This window comes from Methylocystis sp. (genome assembly GCF_021731785.1).
GTDB lineage: Bacteria > Pseudomonadota > Alphaproteobacteria > Rhizobiales > Beijerinckiaceae > Methylocystis.
Genome location: NZ_JAKFWS010000101.1, coordinates 1 through 16,839 on the forward strand (window position 1 = coordinate 1; position 16,839 = coordinate 16,839).

At 63.3% G+C, this 16,839-nt stretch carries 20 protein-coding genes and 2 pseudogenes; 11 read left to right on the forward strand and 11 right to left on the reverse strand.

From position 1 onward, the window contains the following. Positions 1–262 precede the first annotated feature (262 nt). The 3 genes from QZ964_RS15495 to QZ964_RS15505 all read left to right on the forward strand — a co-directional run bounded on the left by QZ964_RS15495 (position 263) and on the right by QZ964_RS15505 (position 1,562). Entirely contained in the window at positions 263–607 is a 345-nt protein-coding gene (locus tag QZ964_RS15495) for a hypothetical protein (protein ID WP_292532542.1), read from the forward strand. A 92-nt stretch (positions 608–699) separates the two neighbouring features. Further along, a complete protein-coding gene (locus QZ964_RS15500; protein WP_292532543.1) occupies positions 700–1,017 on the forward strand; it encodes a hypothetical protein in 318 nt (105 codons plus the stop codon). An 80-nt stretch (positions 1,018–1,097) separates the two neighbouring features. Further along, on the forward strand, positions 1,098–1,562 hold the full coding sequence (locus QZ964_RS15505) for a peroxiredoxin (RefSeq protein WP_292532544.1): 465 nt from the start codon (positions 1,098–1,100) through the stop codon (positions 1,560–1,562). Between the two features lie 3 nt (positions 1,563–1,565). On the opposite strand, the gene QZ964_RS15510 is transcribed toward QZ964_RS15505, so the two are convergent. Beyond that, complete coding sequence (locus QZ964_RS15510) at positions 1,566–1,979, reverse strand: metallopeptidase family protein (protein ID WP_292532545.1); 414 nt, start codon at positions 1,977–1,979, stop codon at positions 1,566–1,568. A gap of 96 nt (positions 1,980–2,075) precedes the next feature. Between QZ964_RS15510 and QZ964_RS15515 the strand changes: the two genes are divergently transcribed. Then, positions 2,076–2,369, forward strand: a complete 294-nt coding sequence (locus QZ964_RS15515) for a hypothetical protein (RefSeq protein WP_292532547.1) — start codon at positions 2,076–2,078, stop codon at positions 2,367–2,369. A 25-nt stretch (positions 2,370–2,394) separates the two neighbouring features. Here the strand turns inward: QZ964_RS15515 and leuC are convergent, their stop codons facing one another. Then, a complete protein-coding gene (gene leuC, locus QZ964_RS15520) occupies positions 2,395–3,810 on the reverse strand; it encodes a 3-isopropylmalate dehydratase large subunit (RefSeq protein ID WP_292532548.1) in 1,416 nt (471 codons plus the stop codon). A gap of 317 nt (positions 3,811–4,127) precedes the next feature. Between leuC and QZ964_RS15525 the strand changes: the two genes are divergently transcribed. Next, positions 4,128–5,129 (forward strand): small ribosomal subunit Rsm22 family protein, encoded by a 1,002-nt coding sequence (locus tag QZ964_RS15525; RefSeq protein ID WP_292532549.1) that lies wholly within the window; start codon positions 4,128–4,130, stop codon positions 5,127–5,129. Continuing rightward, positions 5,129–5,542 carry a glyoxalase/bleomycin resistance/extradiol dioxygenase family protein gene (locus QZ964_RS15530; RefSeq protein ID WP_292532550.1) on the forward strand — a complete coding sequence of 138 codons (414 nt, stop codon included), beginning with the start codon at positions 5,129–5,131 and terminating at the stop codon, positions 5,540–5,542. Before QZ964_RS15525 ends, QZ964_RS15530 begins: the two co-directional genes overlap by 1 nt. Here the strand turns inward: QZ964_RS15530 and QZ964_RS15535 are convergent. The 4 genes and pseudogenes from QZ964_RS15535 to QZ964_RS15555 all read right to left on the reverse strand — a co-directional run bounded on the left by QZ964_RS15535 (position 5,520) and on the right by QZ964_RS15555 (position 9,043). Further along, positions 5,520–7,403 (reverse strand): hypothetical protein, encoded by a 1,884-nt coding sequence (locus QZ964_RS15535; RefSeq protein WP_292532552.1) that lies wholly within the window; start codon positions 7,401–7,403, stop codon positions 5,520–5,522. The two genes, QZ964_RS15530 and QZ964_RS15535, sit on opposite strands and share 23 nt — an antisense overlap. 51 nt (positions 7,404–7,454) lie before the next feature. Then, positions 7,455–8,309: pseudogene (locus QZ964_RS21570) on the reverse strand (DUF2235 domain-containing protein); the annotation flags it as partial. Positions 8,310–8,510: 201 nt separating this feature from the next. Further along, complete coding sequence (gene rplS, locus QZ964_RS15550) at positions 8,511–8,882, reverse strand: 50S ribosomal protein L19 (protein WP_292532557.1); 372 nt, start codon at positions 8,880–8,882, stop codon at positions 8,511–8,513. Next, a complete protein-coding gene (locus QZ964_RS15555; protein WP_292532559.1) occupies positions 8,882–9,043 on the reverse strand; it encodes a hypothetical protein in 162 nt (53 codons plus the stop codon). Before QZ964_RS15555 ends, rplS begins: the two co-directional genes overlap by 1 nt. 75 nt (positions 9,044–9,118) lie before the next feature. On the opposite strand from QZ964_RS15555, the gene QZ964_RS15560 reads away from it, so the two are divergent. The 3 genes from QZ964_RS15560 to QZ964_RS15570 all read left to right on the forward strand — a co-directional run bounded on the left by QZ964_RS15560 (position 9,119) and on the right by QZ964_RS15570 (position 10,904). Next, positions 9,119–9,508: a hypothetical protein gene (locus QZ964_RS15560; protein WP_292532561.1), complete on the forward strand. Its 390-nt coding sequence runs from the start codon at positions 9,119–9,121 to the stop codon at positions 9,506–9,508. Between the two features lie 173 nt (positions 9,509–9,681). Continuing rightward, positions 9,682–10,404 (forward strand): DUF2076 domain-containing protein, encoded by a 723-nt coding sequence (locus QZ964_RS15565; protein ID WP_292532562.1) that lies wholly within the window; start codon positions 9,682–9,684, stop codon positions 10,402–10,404. 152 nt (positions 10,405–10,556) lie between these two features. Continuing rightward, a complete protein-coding gene (locus tag QZ964_RS15570; protein ID WP_292532563.1) occupies positions 10,557–10,904 on the forward strand; it encodes a hypothetical protein in 348 nt (115 codons plus the stop codon). A gap of 180 nt (positions 10,905–11,084) precedes the next feature. Here QZ964_RS15570 and QZ964_RS15575 read toward each other — a convergent pair whose 3' ends face one another. Continuing rightward, the gene (locus tag QZ964_RS15575; protein WP_292532564.1) at positions 11,085–11,303 is read right to left on the reverse strand and encodes a hypothetical protein; all 219 of its coding nucleotides are present in this window, start codon (positions 11,301–11,303) and stop codon (positions 11,085–11,087) included. On the opposite strand from QZ964_RS15575, the pseudogene QZ964_RS15580 reads away from it, so the two are divergent. Continuing rightward, positions 11,277–11,597: pseudogene (locus QZ964_RS15580) on the forward strand (L,D-transpeptidase); the annotation flags it as partial. The gene QZ964_RS15575 and the pseudogene QZ964_RS15580 overlap by 27 nt on opposite strands. Here the strand turns inward: QZ964_RS15580 and QZ964_RS15585 are convergent. Continuing rightward, positions 11,562–11,684 carry a hypothetical protein gene (locus QZ964_RS15585; RefSeq protein WP_292532565.1) on the reverse strand — a complete coding sequence of 41 codons (123 nt, stop codon included), beginning with the start codon at positions 11,682–11,684 and terminating at the stop codon, positions 11,562–11,564. The pseudogene QZ964_RS15580 and the gene QZ964_RS15585 overlap by 36 nt on opposite strands. A 223-nt stretch (positions 11,685–11,907) precedes the next feature. Here QZ964_RS15585 and QZ964_RS15590 point away from each other — a divergent pair, with 223 nt between their 5' ends. After that, positions 11,908–12,468, forward strand: a complete 561-nt coding sequence (locus tag QZ964_RS15590) for a L,D-transpeptidase family protein (RefSeq protein WP_292532566.1) — start codon at positions 11,908–11,910, stop codon at positions 12,466–12,468. Here the strand turns inward: QZ964_RS15590 and QZ964_RS15595 are convergent, their stop codons facing one another. From QZ964_RS15595 to QZ964_RS15605, 3 genes are all read right to left on the reverse strand, one after another. Continuing rightward, positions 12,469–13,155, reverse strand: coding sequence for a hypothetical protein (locus tag QZ964_RS15595; RefSeq protein WP_292532568.1), 687 nt, complete (start codon positions 13,153–13,155; stop codon positions 12,469–12,471). 80 nt (positions 13,156–13,235) lie between these two features. Beyond that, positions 13,236–15,452 (reverse strand): CHASE2 domain-containing protein, encoded by a 2,217-nt coding sequence (locus tag QZ964_RS15600; protein ID WP_292532570.1) that lies wholly within the window; start codon positions 15,450–15,452, stop codon positions 13,236–13,238. Positions 15,453–15,516: 64 nt separating this feature from the next. Beyond that, a complete protein-coding gene (locus QZ964_RS15605; protein ID WP_292532571.1) occupies positions 15,517–16,836 on the reverse strand; it encodes a FecR family protein in 1,320 nt (439 codons plus the stop codon). Between the last annotated feature and the right edge of the window lie 3 nt (positions 16,837–16,839).

Genomic DNA, 16,839 nt, shown 5'->3' on the forward strand with positions numbered 1-16,839 from the left:
ACCGCCGCCGGCGCTGCGGGTCGGTCAGGATTTCGGCTTTCGGAAAAGAACCAGTCATAGACACGGCATTACTCCTAACCCTTATCTTAAGGGTGGGCCGTGTCCGGGCAATTAAGGGGCTACGTCAGCACGCCCGCGAGACGTGGTCGCCGCCCCGCGCATTTCCTCGCCCAGTGACGCCCAAGCTCGGCTTCTCATTCCTGCCCATTTCAGGGCCCATGTCCCATCGTCGCGCGATGCGCTGATTTCGGAGCCATCTGACATGCGCCTTACTACCAGACCCATCTTCATATCTTTCGCCCTCGCCGGCTGCGTCGCGACGACTGCTCCGACCTTCGCCGAGTCGGTTGCGCAATCGCCCCTGTCCGACGCGCAGACCGAGCTTGCCGGCGGCGGATTACAGCGCTGCTGGATGGCGCAGACCCCGCAGGGTCCGCAGCGGCGCTGCCGCGGCGGCGGCTCGGGCGGTCACGAAAGCTGGAGCGCCGACAGCGGAAGGAGCGGTCACGGAGAGAGAGGCAATAGCGGCGACTCCGGGAGCCGCGGCGGCTGGAGCGGCGTCTATGGCGGCTGGAACGGCGGTTATGGTTCTGGACAAGGCGATTAGGATGCGCGCTGCTGCGCCTGTTCGCGCCTCCGCCTGAAATTCGGCTGCCTCACATGCAATCGAACCAACCCCGCCCCCGCCAAGCGCCCCGGGTGCGCTATCGCCACTGGATTTTCAAACTGCCGCTCGCGCGGAATTACCGCGGCATGGTGGTGGGACGCACGATTCTCTTCAAGGGCGATGAGTCGGAGGTCCCGCCGACGCTCTTTCGGCATGAGCTCATTCATCAGGAGCAGATCGACCGGCACGGGATCGCGCGCTTCTATCTCATCTATCTGCGCGACTATCTTTCAAACCTCTGGCGCCTGCGCAATCACGACGCCGCCTACCGCAATATTCCGTTCGAAAGGGAAGCCTTCGAGCGCGAAGGGTATATGACGATAGGCTTGAATGACGATCGACAGGCGTGATCCTCATGTCATTACGCGAGAGGCGCGCTAACTGAAAAGCGGGCGCGCAGGGGAGACATGGGCGCGCCAGGGAGTCATCGTTGCAAGCGCCGGAACTCGCCGTGTCGCAATGGTTCAATACGCCGGCGCAGATCGCGCTTGCGGACCTGCGCGGCCGCGTCGTTTTACTTCACGCCTTTCAGATGCTGTGTCCCGGCTGCGTCGCCCATGGGACGCCGCAGGCGCAGCGCGCCCATACGCTGTTCCGCAGTTCCGATCTTGCGGTCATCGGCCTGCATACGGTGTTCGAACATCACGCGGCGATGACGCCCGTATCGCTTGCAGCCTTCATCCATGAATATCGGCTGAGCTTCCCGATCGGCGTCGATCAAGCGGGAGAGGACGGGCCGATTCCCGTCACCATGGCGCGCTATGAAATGCGCGGGACGCCGACAGTAATCCTCATCGGCCGCGACGGCGGCATTCGCCATCACGGCTTCGGGCAGGAAGACGACATGGCGCTCGGCGCGATCATCGGCGCGCTGCTCGCCGAACCCACGTCCTGATCGCTATTCGGCGCGCCGTTCGATCTCCTCCATATCGTCGTCGGTCAATCCGAAATGATGGCCGATCTCATGCACGAGCACATGCGTGACGATCGTTTCGAGCGTGTCTTCGCTATCGGCCCAATAGTCGAGGATCGGCCGCCGATAGAGCCAGATCATATTCGGCTGCTCACCTGTCTCGGAAAGATGCGCGCCCTGCGTCAGGCCGCGCCCGCGAAAAAGACCCAAGAGATCGAACTCGCTCTCGCATTGCATGTCGTCGAGCGTTTCCTCGTCTGGAAAATCCTCGACGCGAATGACAAGCCCTTCGCAGAGCCGCGTGAAGCGTCTTGGCAAAGCGGCATAGGCCGCGTCGGCGAGCGTTTCGATATCGGCAAGCGTCGGCGGTCTCAACCGGCTCCATTCCTGTTCCGTCATAGTCACATCACATTGCGCGCGAAACCGCGCGGCTGCGCCGGAACATTCGGCGGGATGCAATGTTCAGGCAAGGGATCATTATTAAAGGAGATCCACATGAACAAGCTATTGGTCGCAGCGCTCGCGCTCAGCGCGATCGGCTTTGTCTTCGTGACCTCCGCAACTTCAGCTCTAGCCCTGGGCCGTCTCGCGCCGGAGTCCGGAGGCGTCGCGCGTAAGGCGGACGATCGCCAGCAGGACCTGACAGACGAACGCGCTGATCAGCAGCGCCAAGGCGATTGGTGGGGTCGCGGCGGTCCCTCTTGGCGCGATCCTCGTCCGTGGAGCGACGACGAGTGGCGCCGCAATCCCGATTGGGACGAAGAGGGTTCCGGTCCCGACGGGGACTGATTCCGTTTGCGTCAGCGCCGCCAGTCTACCGCCAGTTGCGCACGTCGACGAAACGGCCGGCGATGGCCGCCGCCGCCGCCATCGCCGGCGAGACGAGATGCGTGCGGCCCTTGAAACCCTGGCGACCTTCGAAATTGCGATTGGAGGTCGAGGCGCAGCGCTCGCCAGGCGCCAAACGATCGGGATTCATCGCCAGACACATCGAGCAGCCGGGCTCTCGCCATTCGAAGCCGGCGGCGGTGAAAATTCTGTCGAGGCCTTCGGCTTCGGCCTGCGCCTTCACCAGACCCGAGCCCGGCACGACCATCGCGTTGACCCGCTCGGCGACATTCTTGCCATCCACCACCTTCGCCGCCGCGCGCAGATCTTCGATGCGGCCGTTGGTGCAGGAGCCGATGAAGACGCGGTCGATTTCGATGTCGGTCATCCGCTCGCCGCCCTTGAGACCCATATATTCCAGCGCACGTTCGATCGCCGCGCGCTTTTGCGGCGACTTGGCGGAATCGGGCGTCGGCACAAGACCGTCGATGCGCGCGACATCCTCCGGTGAAGTGCCCCAGGTGACGAGCGGCGGGAGCTTGCTCGCGTCGAGCCGGATCACCTTGTCGAAGTTCGCGCCCTCGTCCGAGAACAGCGTCCGCCAATAGCGCAACGCCTCGTCGAAGGCCTCGCCTTGTGGACCCTTGGGGCGATCCTTGAGATAGGCGAAAGTCTTCTCGTCCGGCGCGACAAGGCCGGCGCGGGCGCCGCCTTCGATCGACATGTTGCAGACGGTCATGCGCCCTTCCATGGAGAGGTCGCGGATCGCCTCGCCGGCATATTCGATGACATGTCCGGTGCCGCCTGCCGTGCCGATCTCGCCGATGATCGCGAGAATGATGTCCTTGGCCGTGGCGCCGTCGGCGAGCTTGCCGTCGACCTGCACGAGCATATTGGCGGCCTTCTTCTGGATCAGCGTCTGAGTAGCGAGCACATGCTCGACTTCCGACGTGCCGATGCCATGCGCGAGCGCGCCAAAGGCGCCGTGAGTCGAGGTATGGCTGTCGCCGCAAACGATCGTCATGCCTGGCAGGGTGAAGCCTTGCTCCGGCCCGATAATATGCACCACGCCCTGACGCTTGTCGTGCTCGTTGAAATATTCGACGCCGAATTCCTTGGCGTTGATCGCCAGCTGCTCCACCTGCGCCTTGCTCTCCAGGTCTTCAATCGGCAGCGAACGGTCGGTGGTCGGCACATTGTGATCGACGACGGCGAGCGTCTTTTGGGGCGCGCGCACCGTGCGGCCCGCCATACGCAAGCCCTCGAACGCCTGTGGGCTCGTCACCTCATGGACGAGATGGCGGTCGATATAGAGCAGGCAAGCGCCATCGTCCTGGCGGTCGACGACATGGTCGTCCCAGATCTTGTCGTAGAGCGTGCGGGGCGCGGCGTTGGCGGACATTTGTCTAACTCTTCCTTTTGCCGGCTTGTCACGATCCGGCGCGCTTACTTGGTTTCCTGATCCTGAGGAGCGGCCGCAGGCCGCGTCTCAAAGGACGAGGAAATCACGCGCGGCGCCCTCGTACTTCGAGACGGCCCTCTCGGATCTCGGGCTTGCCCGAGATCGACGCTCGATGCGCAAGTCGGGTAGCCCGACTTGCGAGCAGCCTCCTCAGCATGAGGACGAGTGAATGCGCCGCGTCTCGTCGTCCCCTTGAATTGAGGGTCTTCTACCCGTTACGCAAGCGCCATGGAAGAGCGCCCTTCTCCGAGGCCCCGATGAGCCTGCCCTCTCCGGAGCTTCCTGTGCCGCTTGCGGCGGCGATCGAGACGCGGCTCGCGGGCCGCGCGCACGTCGTGCTGCGCGAAAGGGCGCGCCTGCTGTCGGAGAGCTATCGGGCGCGCCGGCCGACGTTCGAGACGATCCGCGACGAGACCGACGCTCTGGCCTATGCGGCGACGCGCATGCCGGCGACTTTCGCCGCCATTGTAACGGCGCTCGGACGGCTGAAGGAGGAAAGTCCCGATTTTGCGCCCAAGCTCATGCTCGACGCGGGCTGCGGTCTTGGCGCGGCCGCCTTTGCCGCCGCGACCGTATGGCCGAGCGTCGCTCAGATCGCTCTCCTCGACCGCAGCGCGCTGTTCTTATGCCTCGCGACCGAACTGATGAAGGAGTGCGGCGCGCCTGCCGTGATAGAGGCCATCCAGGCCGATTTTGCCGAGCCAAACGCGCTTGCAGCCGCCCAGATCGACCTCGTGGTCGCCGGCTATGCGTTGACCGAAATCGCCGAATCCGAGCTGCCGGCCGCCGTCGATCGGCTTTGGGCGCAAACGAGCGGCGCACTCGTCATCGTCGAGCCGGGGACGCCGCGCGACCACGCCAGGCTCATGGAAGTGCGGCGCCGCCTCGTCGCGCAGGGCGCGAATATTCTCGCGCCCTGCCCCCATGCCGCGCCCTGTCCGCTGGCCACGCCCGACTGGTGCCATTTCTCGGTGCGGCTGCCGCGGCGGCGCGCGCACAAACGGCTGAAAGACGCGGAGGTCCCGTTCGAGGACGAAAAGTTCGCCTATCTCGCCGTCGGACGGCTCGGCGGGCTTTCTCCGCCTTCGGCGCGAATCATCGGCCCGCCGCGCGCCGGCAAGGCAGGCGTTTCCCTAAAACTCTGCGCCGATAAAGCATTCCGCGAGACATTCATTCCCAAGCGCGACAAGGCGCGCTACGAAAAGATTCGAAGAAAGGACTGGGGCGATCCGCTGCGCGCCCCGGCGGAGGAAATTTGATGAAACAACCACGTCCGAGGGTCGCGCCCTATTTGACCGTCAGCCCCGCCGCGGCAGCGATCGCTTTCTATACCGGCGCCTTCGACGCCCAGCAGCGCGCCCTCATGCCGTCGGTCGACGGGCTGCGCATCGCCCATTGCGAACTCTTGATCAACGGCGGCTCGGTCATGCTCGCCGACGTCTTTCCGGAATTCGGCCAGACCCGGGTGCCGATGCCCGGCGAGCACTCGACGATCTCCATCAGCCTCGAATATGACAAGGCCCAGGAAGTCGACGACATCTGTTCCCGCGTGACCAAGCTCGGCGGCAAGATCGAAACCGCCCCGACCAATTCCTTCTGGGGGACGCGCTACGCGTCTCTGCGCGACCCCTTCGGCCACCGCTGGATCCTCAACGCCCCGCTGGAGAGCTAGCGGGCGAACTCGAACTCGCGACGTTCTGATCCAATCGCTCCACCTTGATTGTCGCGGTCCCGCGGTTGTTCGCTGTAAAAAAATCCGCGAGAAACGGCAGCATCAGCGCGGCGTCATTCACATAAACGAAAAGTTCGCCGGTTTGTTCAGGCGTAATGTCCCGAGAAACGAAAAGTCCTGTCGAAGCCGTCGGCGGACAGGCCTGCAGGCGCTTCGCTGATTCATCGGTGAGTGGAGCGTCAAAATAGAACGCGGTCTTTTCATATTCGATTTCCGCGACGCATTGATTATAGCTGTTGGGCTCTTGCTGACCCGCCACGAGCGGATATTCTTGTCCGCCCCATTCGCCCACACGGATGATCGGTGTGAACCAGTTCAAGTCGGGCCACCGCTTAAATGGTGCATACAATTCATGGATCAGACTACGTGAATTGTGAAAGCCGATCACGTCCGTTCGGAAACTTCGATCGAACCAGTCTCCATTTGAAGTAAGCGTAATTCGATAAGTCTTGCCCTGCTCGAGTTTCAATTTCGTGGGCCAGCATATTTGATTGGCGCTGAAATCGGCCGCCTCCGCCGACCCTTCAACGACCTTCGCGTTGCTCCCCGAAGACTTGCAAAAATGATTGGTGCTGCTCACTCCGACATAGGCGACGCGGTTGATTAGCAGCGCGCTGACCGCAACGACCGTAATAGCAAAAAGAGCAGGAACAACGCCTTTGGTGATTGCAGGATAGCCGTACCGAAATGGCGGGAATGTCCTCAAAAAGCGCGCAACAAGCTGAGCCCGCGTTGCTTCGAAAGCCATGACCTTCTTTTCAGCGTCTTCCAATATACGCGGCAGGAAGAACAGCGCAAAGACCGCGGCTATGCCACTTGCGCCAAACAGAGCGCTCACGATCCAGGGCGGCGCGGCCCTCCAAGCGGCCAGGAAGCCGCCAATAAATGGCACGAAAATCCAAATCGCCGCACGTGCAATGACGGCGTGCTTCGCATCTTTTCTCGAACTAGCATATGCCTTTCGAAATTCTTCGTTCCACCCTGCGCGAGCAAGGTCGTGGATACGTAATTGCAACGCAGAACTCACCCGAAGGCAGACGACGATCGACGCTGCCACAAGGAACGCTTCAACAGGATGCTTCTGAAACTGTTCAATCCAGGGATTGAACCAGGGAATCGGCCCGCCAGCGACATCGGCTCCTTGCCTTATGACCCCGCCGGTTGTGGCGTTGCCAGCGCGACTTAAATTTTCCCAAACTTCGTTGACGTATGGAATTCTTTTCAACACGTGGCCCGCCACTGTCGTAAAGGTTCCACCAATCCACCGAAAGGCCGCAAGATACAATGTGAGCGCAAGCGTCAACACATAAAGGACATGCCGCCAGAAGATCGTGTCGAGGACGAGTTCAACTGATTTTTGTCTGTCCGCGCTTCGCGGCAATTGCTTGATCGTTTCGATCAGCGTCGCCTTTTCCGCGGCGATCTTTTTCGGATCGGCCAACGGACTGGGAATGCTGGCGGGCGAGCGTTTTGTGGCGTCGAGGGCCGGAATATTCCCGTCATATTCTCCCGGCAGGAGTTCGCCATCGGGCGCGAGAACCCAGAACTTTCCAGGCAGGGGAACCGAGGTGTAATCGTCAGTTCCCCGCACCATCCTCGTAATTACGCTTCCATGGATAATCGGCAGGATATCATTGCCCTGATGGTCTTTTTGCAAAGCAATCTGGCGTGGACCATAGCGGTAATATGCGCCAAGCCCCTGCCGGGAATCATAGAGTCGCGCAAAGGGCGATTTGGCGTCCGCATACTGACGAAAGACGCCCATATCGAGAGCGAGGCCATGCGCCTTCGCTTCGCTCAAAATCCACTCGAGCGGCACATAGGAGAGTTGATCCTCGGGGTAACCCCCGCCGACATTGGAATGGACGCCAGAGAACCAGACCTGCGTAACGCGTCCGGCTTTTTGGGGATTCTCAGATGCTTCTTCCCAAAGCAGCGGGTGAAAGGTCTGTCTTTCGTCGTCGAGCGCCAGAGCGTGGCACGCCCGATCCACATTTGGGGAGAGCTGCAGGTTGCCGAAGACAAGCGGCCAAAGGAATTTGTTTACGCCATCCTTGAGTTCCGCCACAGGTAGACCATAGGCCTCGACCGTGTCCCATAGTCCGAGGAACTTGATGCGAATGTCTGCGCGCCCTGCGGTTTTGGTTTGCTCCTGAACCACCGAATACGGCTGGAAACCAAGCGCCGAGTCCTTGATGCAGAAAAGCAAATCGCGAATAGGGCGTCCGACCCATGTGAGCAGATGCAACTTGGCCGGAAACGCCTTCCGGCGGTAATTCCGATATGCCGCGCGGGCGTTGTGCTCCAGCTCTTCCTCGGAGCGATAACAGACCAGCCCTTCATGGATCATGAAGTCGACCAAAAGCCGGATCGTAAAAGCGCCGCGGCTGAAGCCGAACCCGTATATATCTGGCGGAGGAACGTCGGATTTCGGCGCGACGCCATTAGGATTGGGATAATTTCGACAGGCGAACTTATAGAGGTCGAGCACGTTGCGCTTCAGCCCGATGCCGAACGCTCCTTCTATGATCGCCCAGTATTTGAATCGGGACGTCCCGACGCCATCGTCATAGGCGCCAACTTGATCCGGACCGGAAAGATCAAGGGCCTGATAAAGACGCCACACATTGGTCTTTTGGGATTTGGCGGAACTGTTGCCCGTGCCGTCCGAGCAGAGAACGATTCTCTTCGCGGCCAATGACGCCATAGCAATGTCTCCGTAAAAATAATCATTCGATCCCACGCAAAACCGCGCGTCAGGCGCCAAAACCGGCGCTTCTGTAACGTCAAAATACCGCAATTAGCCTTGCCCGCAAGCGCGCTGCGAGCAAACCTGGACTCACGCAAAAGGGCCGCTGACACTCCGTCAGCGGCCCCGCTCCTCGTTCCGGTCAGGCTTAAGCGCTTTCTAGGCTTTCTTGGTTTCGACGCGCTCGGCGATGCGAGCGGACTTGCCCCGGCGGTCGCGCAGATAATAGAGCTTGGCGCGGCGCACCTTGCCGCGGCGCACGAGCTTGATCGAGTCGATCAGCGGCCCATGAAGCGGGAACACGCGCTCGACGCCCTCGCCATAGGAAATCTTGCGGACGGTGAAGCTCTCGTTCAGCCCGCCGCCCTGGCGGGAGATGACGACGCCCTCATAGGCTTGCACGCGCGAGCGCTCGCCTTCCTTCACCTTGACATTGACGATGACCGTATCGCCCGGACGAAACTCCGGGATCTTCTTGCCCTCGATGAGCTTGGCGGCGTGTTCCGCCTCGAGCAGCTCGATAATGTTCATCACGTAAACTCCTGCCGTTTCGTCTTGGCCGCTTGGCCGACGAGCGTTTCGGGACGCTGTTCTAGTTGAGGCCCGGTCCATAGCCGAAAGGCCGCCGCTTGTCGAGCCAGCAGCCGCCGATAGATGCTCGTCGCCAGCGCGCGGAAATCAGCGATCGTCACAGATATTCCTGATGACGGTGTTATATAGTCCCCTCGGGGGCGCTGGCGTTTCAAACGAAGACGGAGAGACGCGAAATGACCCAGCACGAAGAGCGGCGCAATGACAGCGCACCGGCCCGCGCATCGCAAGAAGCTGCGGAAGGCCGGCGGCGGCTGGACGATTTCACCGAGACGCGCGACGAGATTTGGGATTGTGTGCAGGACGCCAATCGCGTCTGGGCGGCGCATATGCAGCAGGAAGCGGCTCTGACGGCGGAGCTTGCCTCAAAGCTTGCGGCGTCGCGTTCGCTCTCCGACACCGCGGCCGCTCTCCAGGATTGGACGAGCAAGCACGTCGAACTGACGACAGAGGATACTCGACGCCTGTTCTCCGACGCGCAGCAGATGTTCAGCGCAGGCGCGCGCTTCTGGACAATTTCCGCCCAAATCCCGAGCCCCGAAAGCGCCGCACGGCTTGCGTCGTAGCGCGGGTCGAAACGGAAGCCCTTAGCGGCTTCCGCTTCATCCCCGATGCGATGCGGACGGGAGATGTCGAAAGTTTAATCGGCCGCGCTTGCGCCTGGGCCTTGGCGGCGTTTTGTTGCGGGGCCATATGATCTGCGCCGCGCCTTTGAGGGCGGCGACAATGGAGAACCCCTATGTCACCGGAAGAACGCCAACTTATCGCGGGTCTGTTCGAGCGCACGAAGGGCGCCGCCTCGACGCCGCGCGACCGGGAGGCGGAAGCTTTCATCAACGAACAGATCAAGGCCCAGCCTGCCGCGCCCTATCTCCTGGCGCAGACCGTGATCGTGCAGGACCAGGCGTTGCAAGGCGCCAACGCGCGCATCGAAGAGCTCGAAGCGCACGTGCAGGAGCTTGAGTCGAAGCCTGCCGGCGGCTTCCTCGGCGACCTGTTCGGGGGCGGGTCCCGTCCGGGACCGCAAAACCCCTCCCAGCCGGCGCGTCCGAGCGGACCTTGGGGCGCTCAAGGCGCCCAGCAGGGCGGCATGAACCCCGTGGCGGGCGGCTACGCGCCGCAGGGCTGGGGTCAGCAGCAGCCTCCGGCTGAAAGCGGCGGCTTCCTGAGGGGCGCGCTCGGCACCGCCGCAGGCGTGGCGGGCGGCGTCCTGCTTGCCGACGGCATCCGCAGCCTTTTCACCCATGGCGCCGGCTATGGCGGGATGGGCAACCTTGGCATCGGCTCCGGCTTTGCGCCGGCCGGCGGCGACACGGTCATCAACAACTACTACGGCGACCAGTCCGGCGCGACTGACGCCGGCTATGACGACGCCGGAGGGACGCAGGACGCCGACTACGACCCCGGCTACGACGACGGCGGCGGCTTCGACAGCGGCGGCGACGGCGGCTTCGACGTCTAACAAGACAACCTCCCGGCCCCAAGGGCCGGGAGGAGTTCTTGCATTTGGCGCCCTGTGCGCCAGCGCACCGCGACTCCTCGAGCGGCGCTATAGGGTCCGACCATCCGCTGATCTGGCGGATGTACAGGCCCAGCGCCAACGGGGAACTCGCCATGATCCGCTCAATGAACGGCACGCAACGCAAGACAAGGACCAGCTTCGCCTCGCGGCCGGTGCGCGTCGCGCTCGCAATGAAGATCGCCTTCGCGATCCTCGCCGCCAACGTCAGCTTCGCCGCCGCCAAGGCCTTCCTCGTCAAGTCGCCGGAATCGCAGCCTGCTCGCGTCGCCGCGGCCGCCTCGCCGGTGCAGCCGTTCATCCTTCCCGTCGACTGGCAGGAGCCGACGACGGTCGCGCAGTCCGATCCCGCGCAGAATTGCCATGGCGTCTTCGTCGAGACTGACGAAGGCTATGGCGTGCGCGGACGGGCCATCCGCTTCGTCTGCCGAAAGGCGCTGTGACGGTCGCAGGAGTTTCGAGTCAGGTTTCGCGTATCGCTCCGCAGCCGGGTCGCCCCATTCGCCGTTCTAGCCGCCCTGCTCGCCGGCCCCGGGATGGCGCAAATGTCGAGCGCCTCGAGCGATGCGCCCGCCTCAAGAGAAATGGAGCGCAAGGCGCCGCCAGCGATGGAACGCGAGCCGTCAGACCAGTCTTCGGCCGACGCGCAGCGAGAAGTTGATGAGCAGCAGCGGATCGATGAGCGCCAGCGGGTCGAGGAACGGCGGCGGCTCGATGAGCAGCAGGCTACCGACGCGCGTCAAGCGATCACCGACGCGCTGCAAAGCTGGACGAATGAAGAGCCGCGCGTCGACCGAGAGGCCAAGCGGTCGGAGATCGCCGCCTTTTACAAGAAGCGCCATTCCGCGCCGCTCTGGCGGGCCGAGGACGGCTTCACGGAGTCCGCGAAGAGCGCGATGGGCGCCCTGCGCGAAGCTGATCGTGACGGCTTGCGCGTTGAGGCTCCGGAGGAGACGTCTCGCTGGAGCGCCGCCGCCGAACTCGCCCTGTCCGAGTCTGTCGCCGATTATGCGGCGCAGGCGAGCGGCGCCAGAGTCGATCCCGAAAAGATTTCCGACGAAATCAGAAATCGCCCTAAGGTCGCGAAGCCAGCGCAAGCGCTAGACGCCGTCGCCGGCGCTGGGCGCGATGCCGGCGCGCGTCTCGCCGCCTTCAATCCGCACCATCCAGCCTACGCCGCTTTGCGCGTGAAGCTCGCCGAATTGCGCGCCGCGCGTGCGCATCCGAAGCGCGAGGCGAGCACGGCCCGCGCTTCGGACACGGGATCGATCACGAATTTCGCGTCGCTTCCGGAAGCCAAGGCGAAGCGCGTCGAGGCGGAGATCATCGCCAATATGGAGCGGTGGCGCTGGGCGCCGCGCGAAATGGCCGGGACGCGACTTGAAGTCAACATTCCGCAGTTCGAAACCAAATTCACGCGCGACGATCGCCTCGTGCAGCGCGCGCGTGATCGTTGGGAAGCCCAAAACGCCGACCCCGGTTTTCTCGGACGAGATGCGATACATCGTCATCAATCCGACCTGGAACGTTCCCGAGTCGATCGTCGAGAACGAGCTGGAGCCCAAAACCGGCGGAAAGCTCTCCAAGCTTCGCGCGCGCGGATACAAGGTGACCTACCGCAACGGCCGCGCCATCGTTCAGCAGCCGCCGGGCGAGAAGAACGCGCTCGGCCGGGTGAAATTCGTATTTCCCAACGACCTTCTGGTCTACATGCACGACACGCCGCAGAAAAAACTCTTCGCACAAGCGAAGCGCGCGTTCAGCCACGGGTGCGTACGCGTGCAAGACCCGTTCAAGCTCGCCGAAGAAGTGGTCGGAAGTCCAGACTACGACGAAAAGCGGTTGCGCGCCCTGATCGGCAAGAAGGAGCATCGCATCAATCTTGCCAAGCCGATACCGGTTCACATCCAGTATTTCACCGCCGTGGTTGACGACGATGGCGCGCTGAAGCTTTACGACGATCTGTACGGCTATTCGGCAAAGGTGCGCGAGGCGCTTGCTCTGTAGCTACGCTGTCGAAGCGAGCCGCGCCACCTGGCGCCGCAATTCGTCCTGCGCGCGCACGAGATTTTCATGCGCTTGCGCGCTCCACAACTTTCGTGTCTCGTCGCGCCGAAAAAGCTCATCTCCGCGCGCAGCGAACGTGTCGATCATCTGCAGTCGTCCGAGGCAAAACAGCGGCTCAGGCACCCAGTTGTATTCGAAGCGAAGCTGTTCGAGATTTCGCGCGAATGTGGGCCATGGCGCGCCGAGCGAGGAGAGATCGAGATCAAGAAACAGATCGAGGTCGCGGGCGAAGCCGGGATAATGCTCGGTCGTTGGGCCCGCATCGAGGTGGTTGGCCGTCGCCATGATCAGATCATGAATCGCCTCGGATTCCATACGATCGAATTTGGAGTGGCGCTCGAACGCCTCCGCGCTGGCGCGAACGTTTTCTGCATCAGGACGGAGCAGACCGTCGCTGTCGCGCGTGACATAAACTGCGTCGTGCCAGAAGATCGCGGCGGCGATCAGGTCGGGCCGCAGGGCCAGCGACTTAAGGTGGTCGAGCTTCGCCAGCAGATCGCCGATATGGCCCCAATCGTGATATCCGCGTTGCGGTTCGCGATAGGCGGCGTCCAGCGCCGCGAAGGCGTTCGGGTCGTGATTCGATGCGATCAGGTCCCAATAAGTCTTTACCAGATTTGAGATCATGCGCGAGTAGAGATCCTGAGAGAAAACGTAACGCTTGCGACTACACGGTGGACGAGAAAAAACGCGATCGGACGAAGCCCTCACTTGCTCGAAAGCTTCCATACCGAAGACCAGTTAACCTGCAACCCCTCCCGCGCCAGCATTAGATATCGCTCCTCCAAAGCGACATAGAGAGCCAGCCAAGGCTCGGGAACCGATTTCGCCAACGCCGAAGCGCGCTCGGCGGCGACCTCGAATCGGCCCGACTCATAATCTTGGCGCATGAGATCGTGCGCATTGTGCCAGCGCACATACGAGTCGGAACCGGCCACGCCGCTATCGCCGGCGATCGCAAAAACGTGAGTGGCCTCGCTTTTTCCAACCACTTGGACTCGTCCAAGATCGATCCAGGCGAAGTCGGGCGCCGCGTCGCGCACTGCGCCTGACGCGACAATGTCCGTCTGAAACGCCTTGCTGGCGCCTTCGAGCCTTGACGCAAGGTTCACAGTGTCGCCGAGGATCGAATAGTCGAAGCGGCGGATCGACCCCATATTGCCGACGCTGCACGGCCCGAGATGGAGGCCGAGCCCCATCGCGGCGGGCTGAGCGTCATGGCCTGAGGTTGCTGCGGCGGCGGCGCGCCGCTTGTTGAGACCAATGAGAGCATCTCGCATCATCAGCGCGGCCCGCACTGCTTTGCGCGGATGATCGTCGATGTCGAGCGGCGCGTTCCAGAAGGCGAGCACAGCGTCGCCCATGTATTTGTCGACCGTCCCTTCCTGTTCGAGGATGGCGTCGGTCATCGGCGTCAGATAATCGTTCATGAACTGTGTGAGTTCGCGTGCGCTCATGCCTTCCGAAATGCGAGAAAAATTGCGCAGGTCCGAAAACAGCACGGTCAGTTCACGCGTCTCGCCTCCAAGCACCAAACGATCCGGATGTTCCGCAAGACGGTCAACGACAGCAGGGGCGACGAATTTGCCGAAGGCCTGACGCACGTGGCGGCGCGCCGACGTTTCGGCGCGCCAGAGCGTGACGGCGCCGAAGAGATAGCCCCCGACCATCGCGAGACTCGGATAGGCTGGATCGAGCAGCAGGCCGTGACGATCGAACAGATAAAACGCGCCGGCGAAAAGCCCGACGACGATGAGCGGCGCGGCCGCCGCCGAGACGAGCGGCGGCGCGACATAGAGCAGACCCATAATCAACACGAACGCAAGCGCGGCGACGACGAACTCCAGTCCCGGCGCCCAGTCCGGTCGCGCCAGCAGCGCGCCAGCGGCGATTGACTCGACGATCTGCGCGTGCACGTCCACGCCGGGCGCCACCGGCTCCAATGGAGTCGCGCGGACGTCGCCGAGCCCCGTCGCCAGCGCGCCAATGAAGATGATGCGTCCCTCGATTTGATCACGTCCGACGCGACGTTCGAGTACGTCCTTGGCGGAAATGTCACGCGCGGCGGCGCCGTGCGAATAGCGCGGCCGAACCTCTGCATTGGGCCCAGTGTCGATTTCGAAGGCGCCGACCTTGATCGCGTTCACGCCGGTCTGCTTGCCGAAAGCCGTCTGCCCGCTGGCGTTTGAAGAGCGGATCACGATCGCCGACTCGCCCTGCGCGATGCGCAGGGCTTCGAGCGCCAGCGAAGGCATCAGGACGTCGCCGGCGCGCGTGACGAGCGGCACCCGGCGAACGATCTGGTCGTGATCCGGCAGCCAGTTTGTCGCGCCAAGCCCCTGCGCCGCATCGGCAAGCCGCCGCTCCGGCCCAACCGCGCCGGCAAAGGAGGCGAGGAATGGCGCAGGATCGTCGCCGGCGATCGCCAACCCCGATTTCGTCGGCAGCGGCGCAACGACAGCGTCCGTAAGAGTGACTCCGAGCGTCGCCGGCGCCCGCGACAGCGCTTCGGCGAAAAGCTGGTCGCCGCCCGGCGCCTTGGCGACGAGCTTCGCCACCTCGGCGCGGGCGCGGGCGTCGGAGATTGCGTCGAGGAGTTGGGACGCTCCCGCGCGATCCGGCTCCGCGAAGATGAAGTCGAAGGCGATGGACGCCGCGCCCAATTCGCGCAGCCGGTCGACGAGTTCCGCCAGCCGCGCCCGCGGCCAAGGCCATTGCCCATATGCGCTGAGACTTTTCTCGTCGACGCCGACGACCCGCGTGGGCGCCTCCGGATCATACGCGCGGGGAGCCAGACGCTGGAACGTGTCGAAGACGAAGTTACGCAGATCGTCGAGCGCCCGCGGCTGAATGACGCCCCAAGGGAAAATGAGCACCGCAGCGGCGATAAGCGCGAGAAGATAAGCGCGACGCCGGTTTAGCACATCCACCTCGCATCACGGTTACGCCGTCGTCGCAGCGCTCGGCAAGGCTGGCCAAGCCGCAGAACTAGTCGCCAGGCCCATCGAGCGCAACAGGTCCGTCTCCTTGATCGTAGCCTCCGTAGCCGCCGCCATATTGTCCGCTGCCTCCGTGGTAGCCGCTGCCGCCGCCGTATTGGCCGCCGCCTTTCTGACCTTCGCCGCCGCCATGACTTCCTTCGCCCTGGCCGCCGCCATAATTGCCGCCTTGCCCGCCATCGGAATCGCCGCCTCGCCCGCTTTCACCGCCTGTGGATCCGCCGCCCTGGCCGCCTCCGCCCTGGCCGCCGCCGTACAGGCCGCCACCTTTTTGGCCTTCGCCGCCGCCATGACTTCCTTCGCCCTGGCCGCCGCCATAATTGCCGCCTTGCCCGCCTTCACCACCCTCGGATCCGCCACCGTGGCCACCCTCGCCATGACCGCCGTGACCGCCGTGACCGTGGCCGCCCTCGCCATGACCGCCGTGACCGCCGTGACCGTGGCCGCCCTCGCCGTGGCCGCCCTCGCCGTGACCCCCGTGGTCGCCGCCGCCGTGATGGTCGTCATGTCCGCCTTGGCGCGCCGGCGTCGGCAGCGGCGCAGGCTGATTGTCGACATTGGCGCGGCTCTGGACCAGCGCATTGCCGAACCATACAGGGCCAAGCGCGTCCAGCCCCGGCGGAGTCACGACGTCCGGCGGACGATCGTTGCCGAGCGCAAGATGCGCCTCCTCGCTCGTCGGCTCGCGTTTTGCGCCGCCGCGCTGCCTTTTGCCGCTCTCCAACGCCGCAATGATTTCGGCGATCTTTTCCGGCGGCACAAGGAAAGGCTCCGACACCGGGCCGCCGCGCGGCGCGCAAACGCCGTAACCGGAGCGCGTGAGCGTCTGCCCGCCTACGTCGATAAAGCCATATTGATGCACGACGAGCGTGCCGCACGAGCCGCCAATTTGAATCAGCGCCGTCCCGCCACGCACGCCGATCGATGCTGTCGGGGTTCGCAGCTTCGCCCCGCCCTCGTGACTGACGCCGCCGCCGACGAAGCGCATCACGCCCTTCGCCATCGACACGCCCTGCTGGCCGCGCCCGCCGCCGGAATAGACGAAGTCATCGATGGTGATCGCGCTGTTTCGGCCGACGGTCATCGTCGACGTATCGTTGAAGACAATCTGGGCGCTGCCTTGGGGACTGGTCTCGATGCGTTCGCGCCGCTGCACGCCAAGGCCGACCGAAAGCGAGCGCTTCGCCGCGCCCGGCGGCGTGCCATGCGCGGTCTGATTCACTGCGCCAACATTTCCGACATTATCTGCGAGCGCCTGGCCGGCGACGAGCGTCAGAACGGTTGTGGCGGCTGCGGAGAGCTTTTTCATGAT

What these genes read in the sequence shown, in the direction of transcription:
- QZ964_RS15495 (WP_292532542.1), top strand. Translation starts at nt 263, where the DNA reads ATGCGCCTTACTACCAGACCCATCTTCATATCTTTCGCCCTCGCCGGC.
- QZ964_RS15510 (WP_292532545.1), bottom strand. Translation starts at nt 1,979, where the DNA reads ATGACGGAACAGGAATGGAGCCGGTTGAGACCGCCGACGCTTGCCGAT.
- QZ964_RS15515 (WP_292532547.1), top strand. Translation starts at nt 2,076, where the DNA reads ATGAACAAGCTATTGGTCGCAGCGCTCGCGCTCAGCGCGATCGGCTTT.
- leuC (WP_292532548.1), bottom strand. Translation starts at nt 3,810, where the DNA reads ATGTCCGCCAACGCCGCGCCCCGCACGCTCTACGACAAGATCTGGGAC.
- QZ964_RS15525 (WP_292532549.1), top strand. Translation starts at nt 4,128, where the DNA reads ATGAGCCTGCCCTCTCCGGAGCTTCCTGTGCCGCTTGCGGCGGCGATC.
- QZ964_RS15530 (WP_292532550.1), top strand. Translation starts at nt 5,129, where the DNA reads ATGAAACAACCACGTCCGAGGGTCGCGCCCTATTTGACCGTCAGCCCC.
- rplS (WP_292532557.1), bottom strand. Translation starts at nt 8,882, where the DNA reads ATGAACATTATCGAGCTGCTCGAGGCGGAACACGCCGCCAAGCTCATC.
- QZ964_RS15560 (WP_292532561.1), top strand. Translation starts at nt 9,119, where the DNA reads ATGACCCAGCACGAAGAGCGGCGCAATGACAGCGCACCGGCCCGCGCA.
- QZ964_RS15565 (WP_292532562.1), top strand. Translation starts at nt 9,682, where the DNA reads ATGTCACCGGAAGAACGCCAACTTATCGCGGGTCTGTTCGAGCGCACG.
- QZ964_RS15570 (WP_292532563.1), top strand. Translation starts at nt 10,557, where the DNA reads ATGATCCGCTCAATGAACGGCACGCAACGCAAGACAAGGACCAGCTTC.
- QZ964_RS15575 (WP_292532564.1), bottom strand. Translation starts at nt 11,303, where the DNA reads ATGGCGCTTCTTGTAAAAGGCGGCGATCTCCGACCGCTTGGCCTCTCG.
- QZ964_RS15585 (WP_292532565.1), bottom strand. Translation starts at nt 11,684, where the DNA reads ATGCGCACGCGCGGCGCGCAATTCGGCGAGCTTCACGCGCAAAGCGGC.
- QZ964_RS15595 (WP_292532568.1), bottom strand. Translation starts at nt 13,155, where the DNA reads ATGATCTCAAATCTGGTAAAGACTTATTGGGACCTGATCGCATCGAAT.
- QZ964_RS15605 (WP_292532571.1), bottom strand. Translation starts at nt 16,836, where the DNA reads ATGAAAAAGCTCTCCGCAGCCGCCACAACCGTTCTGACGCTCGTCGCC.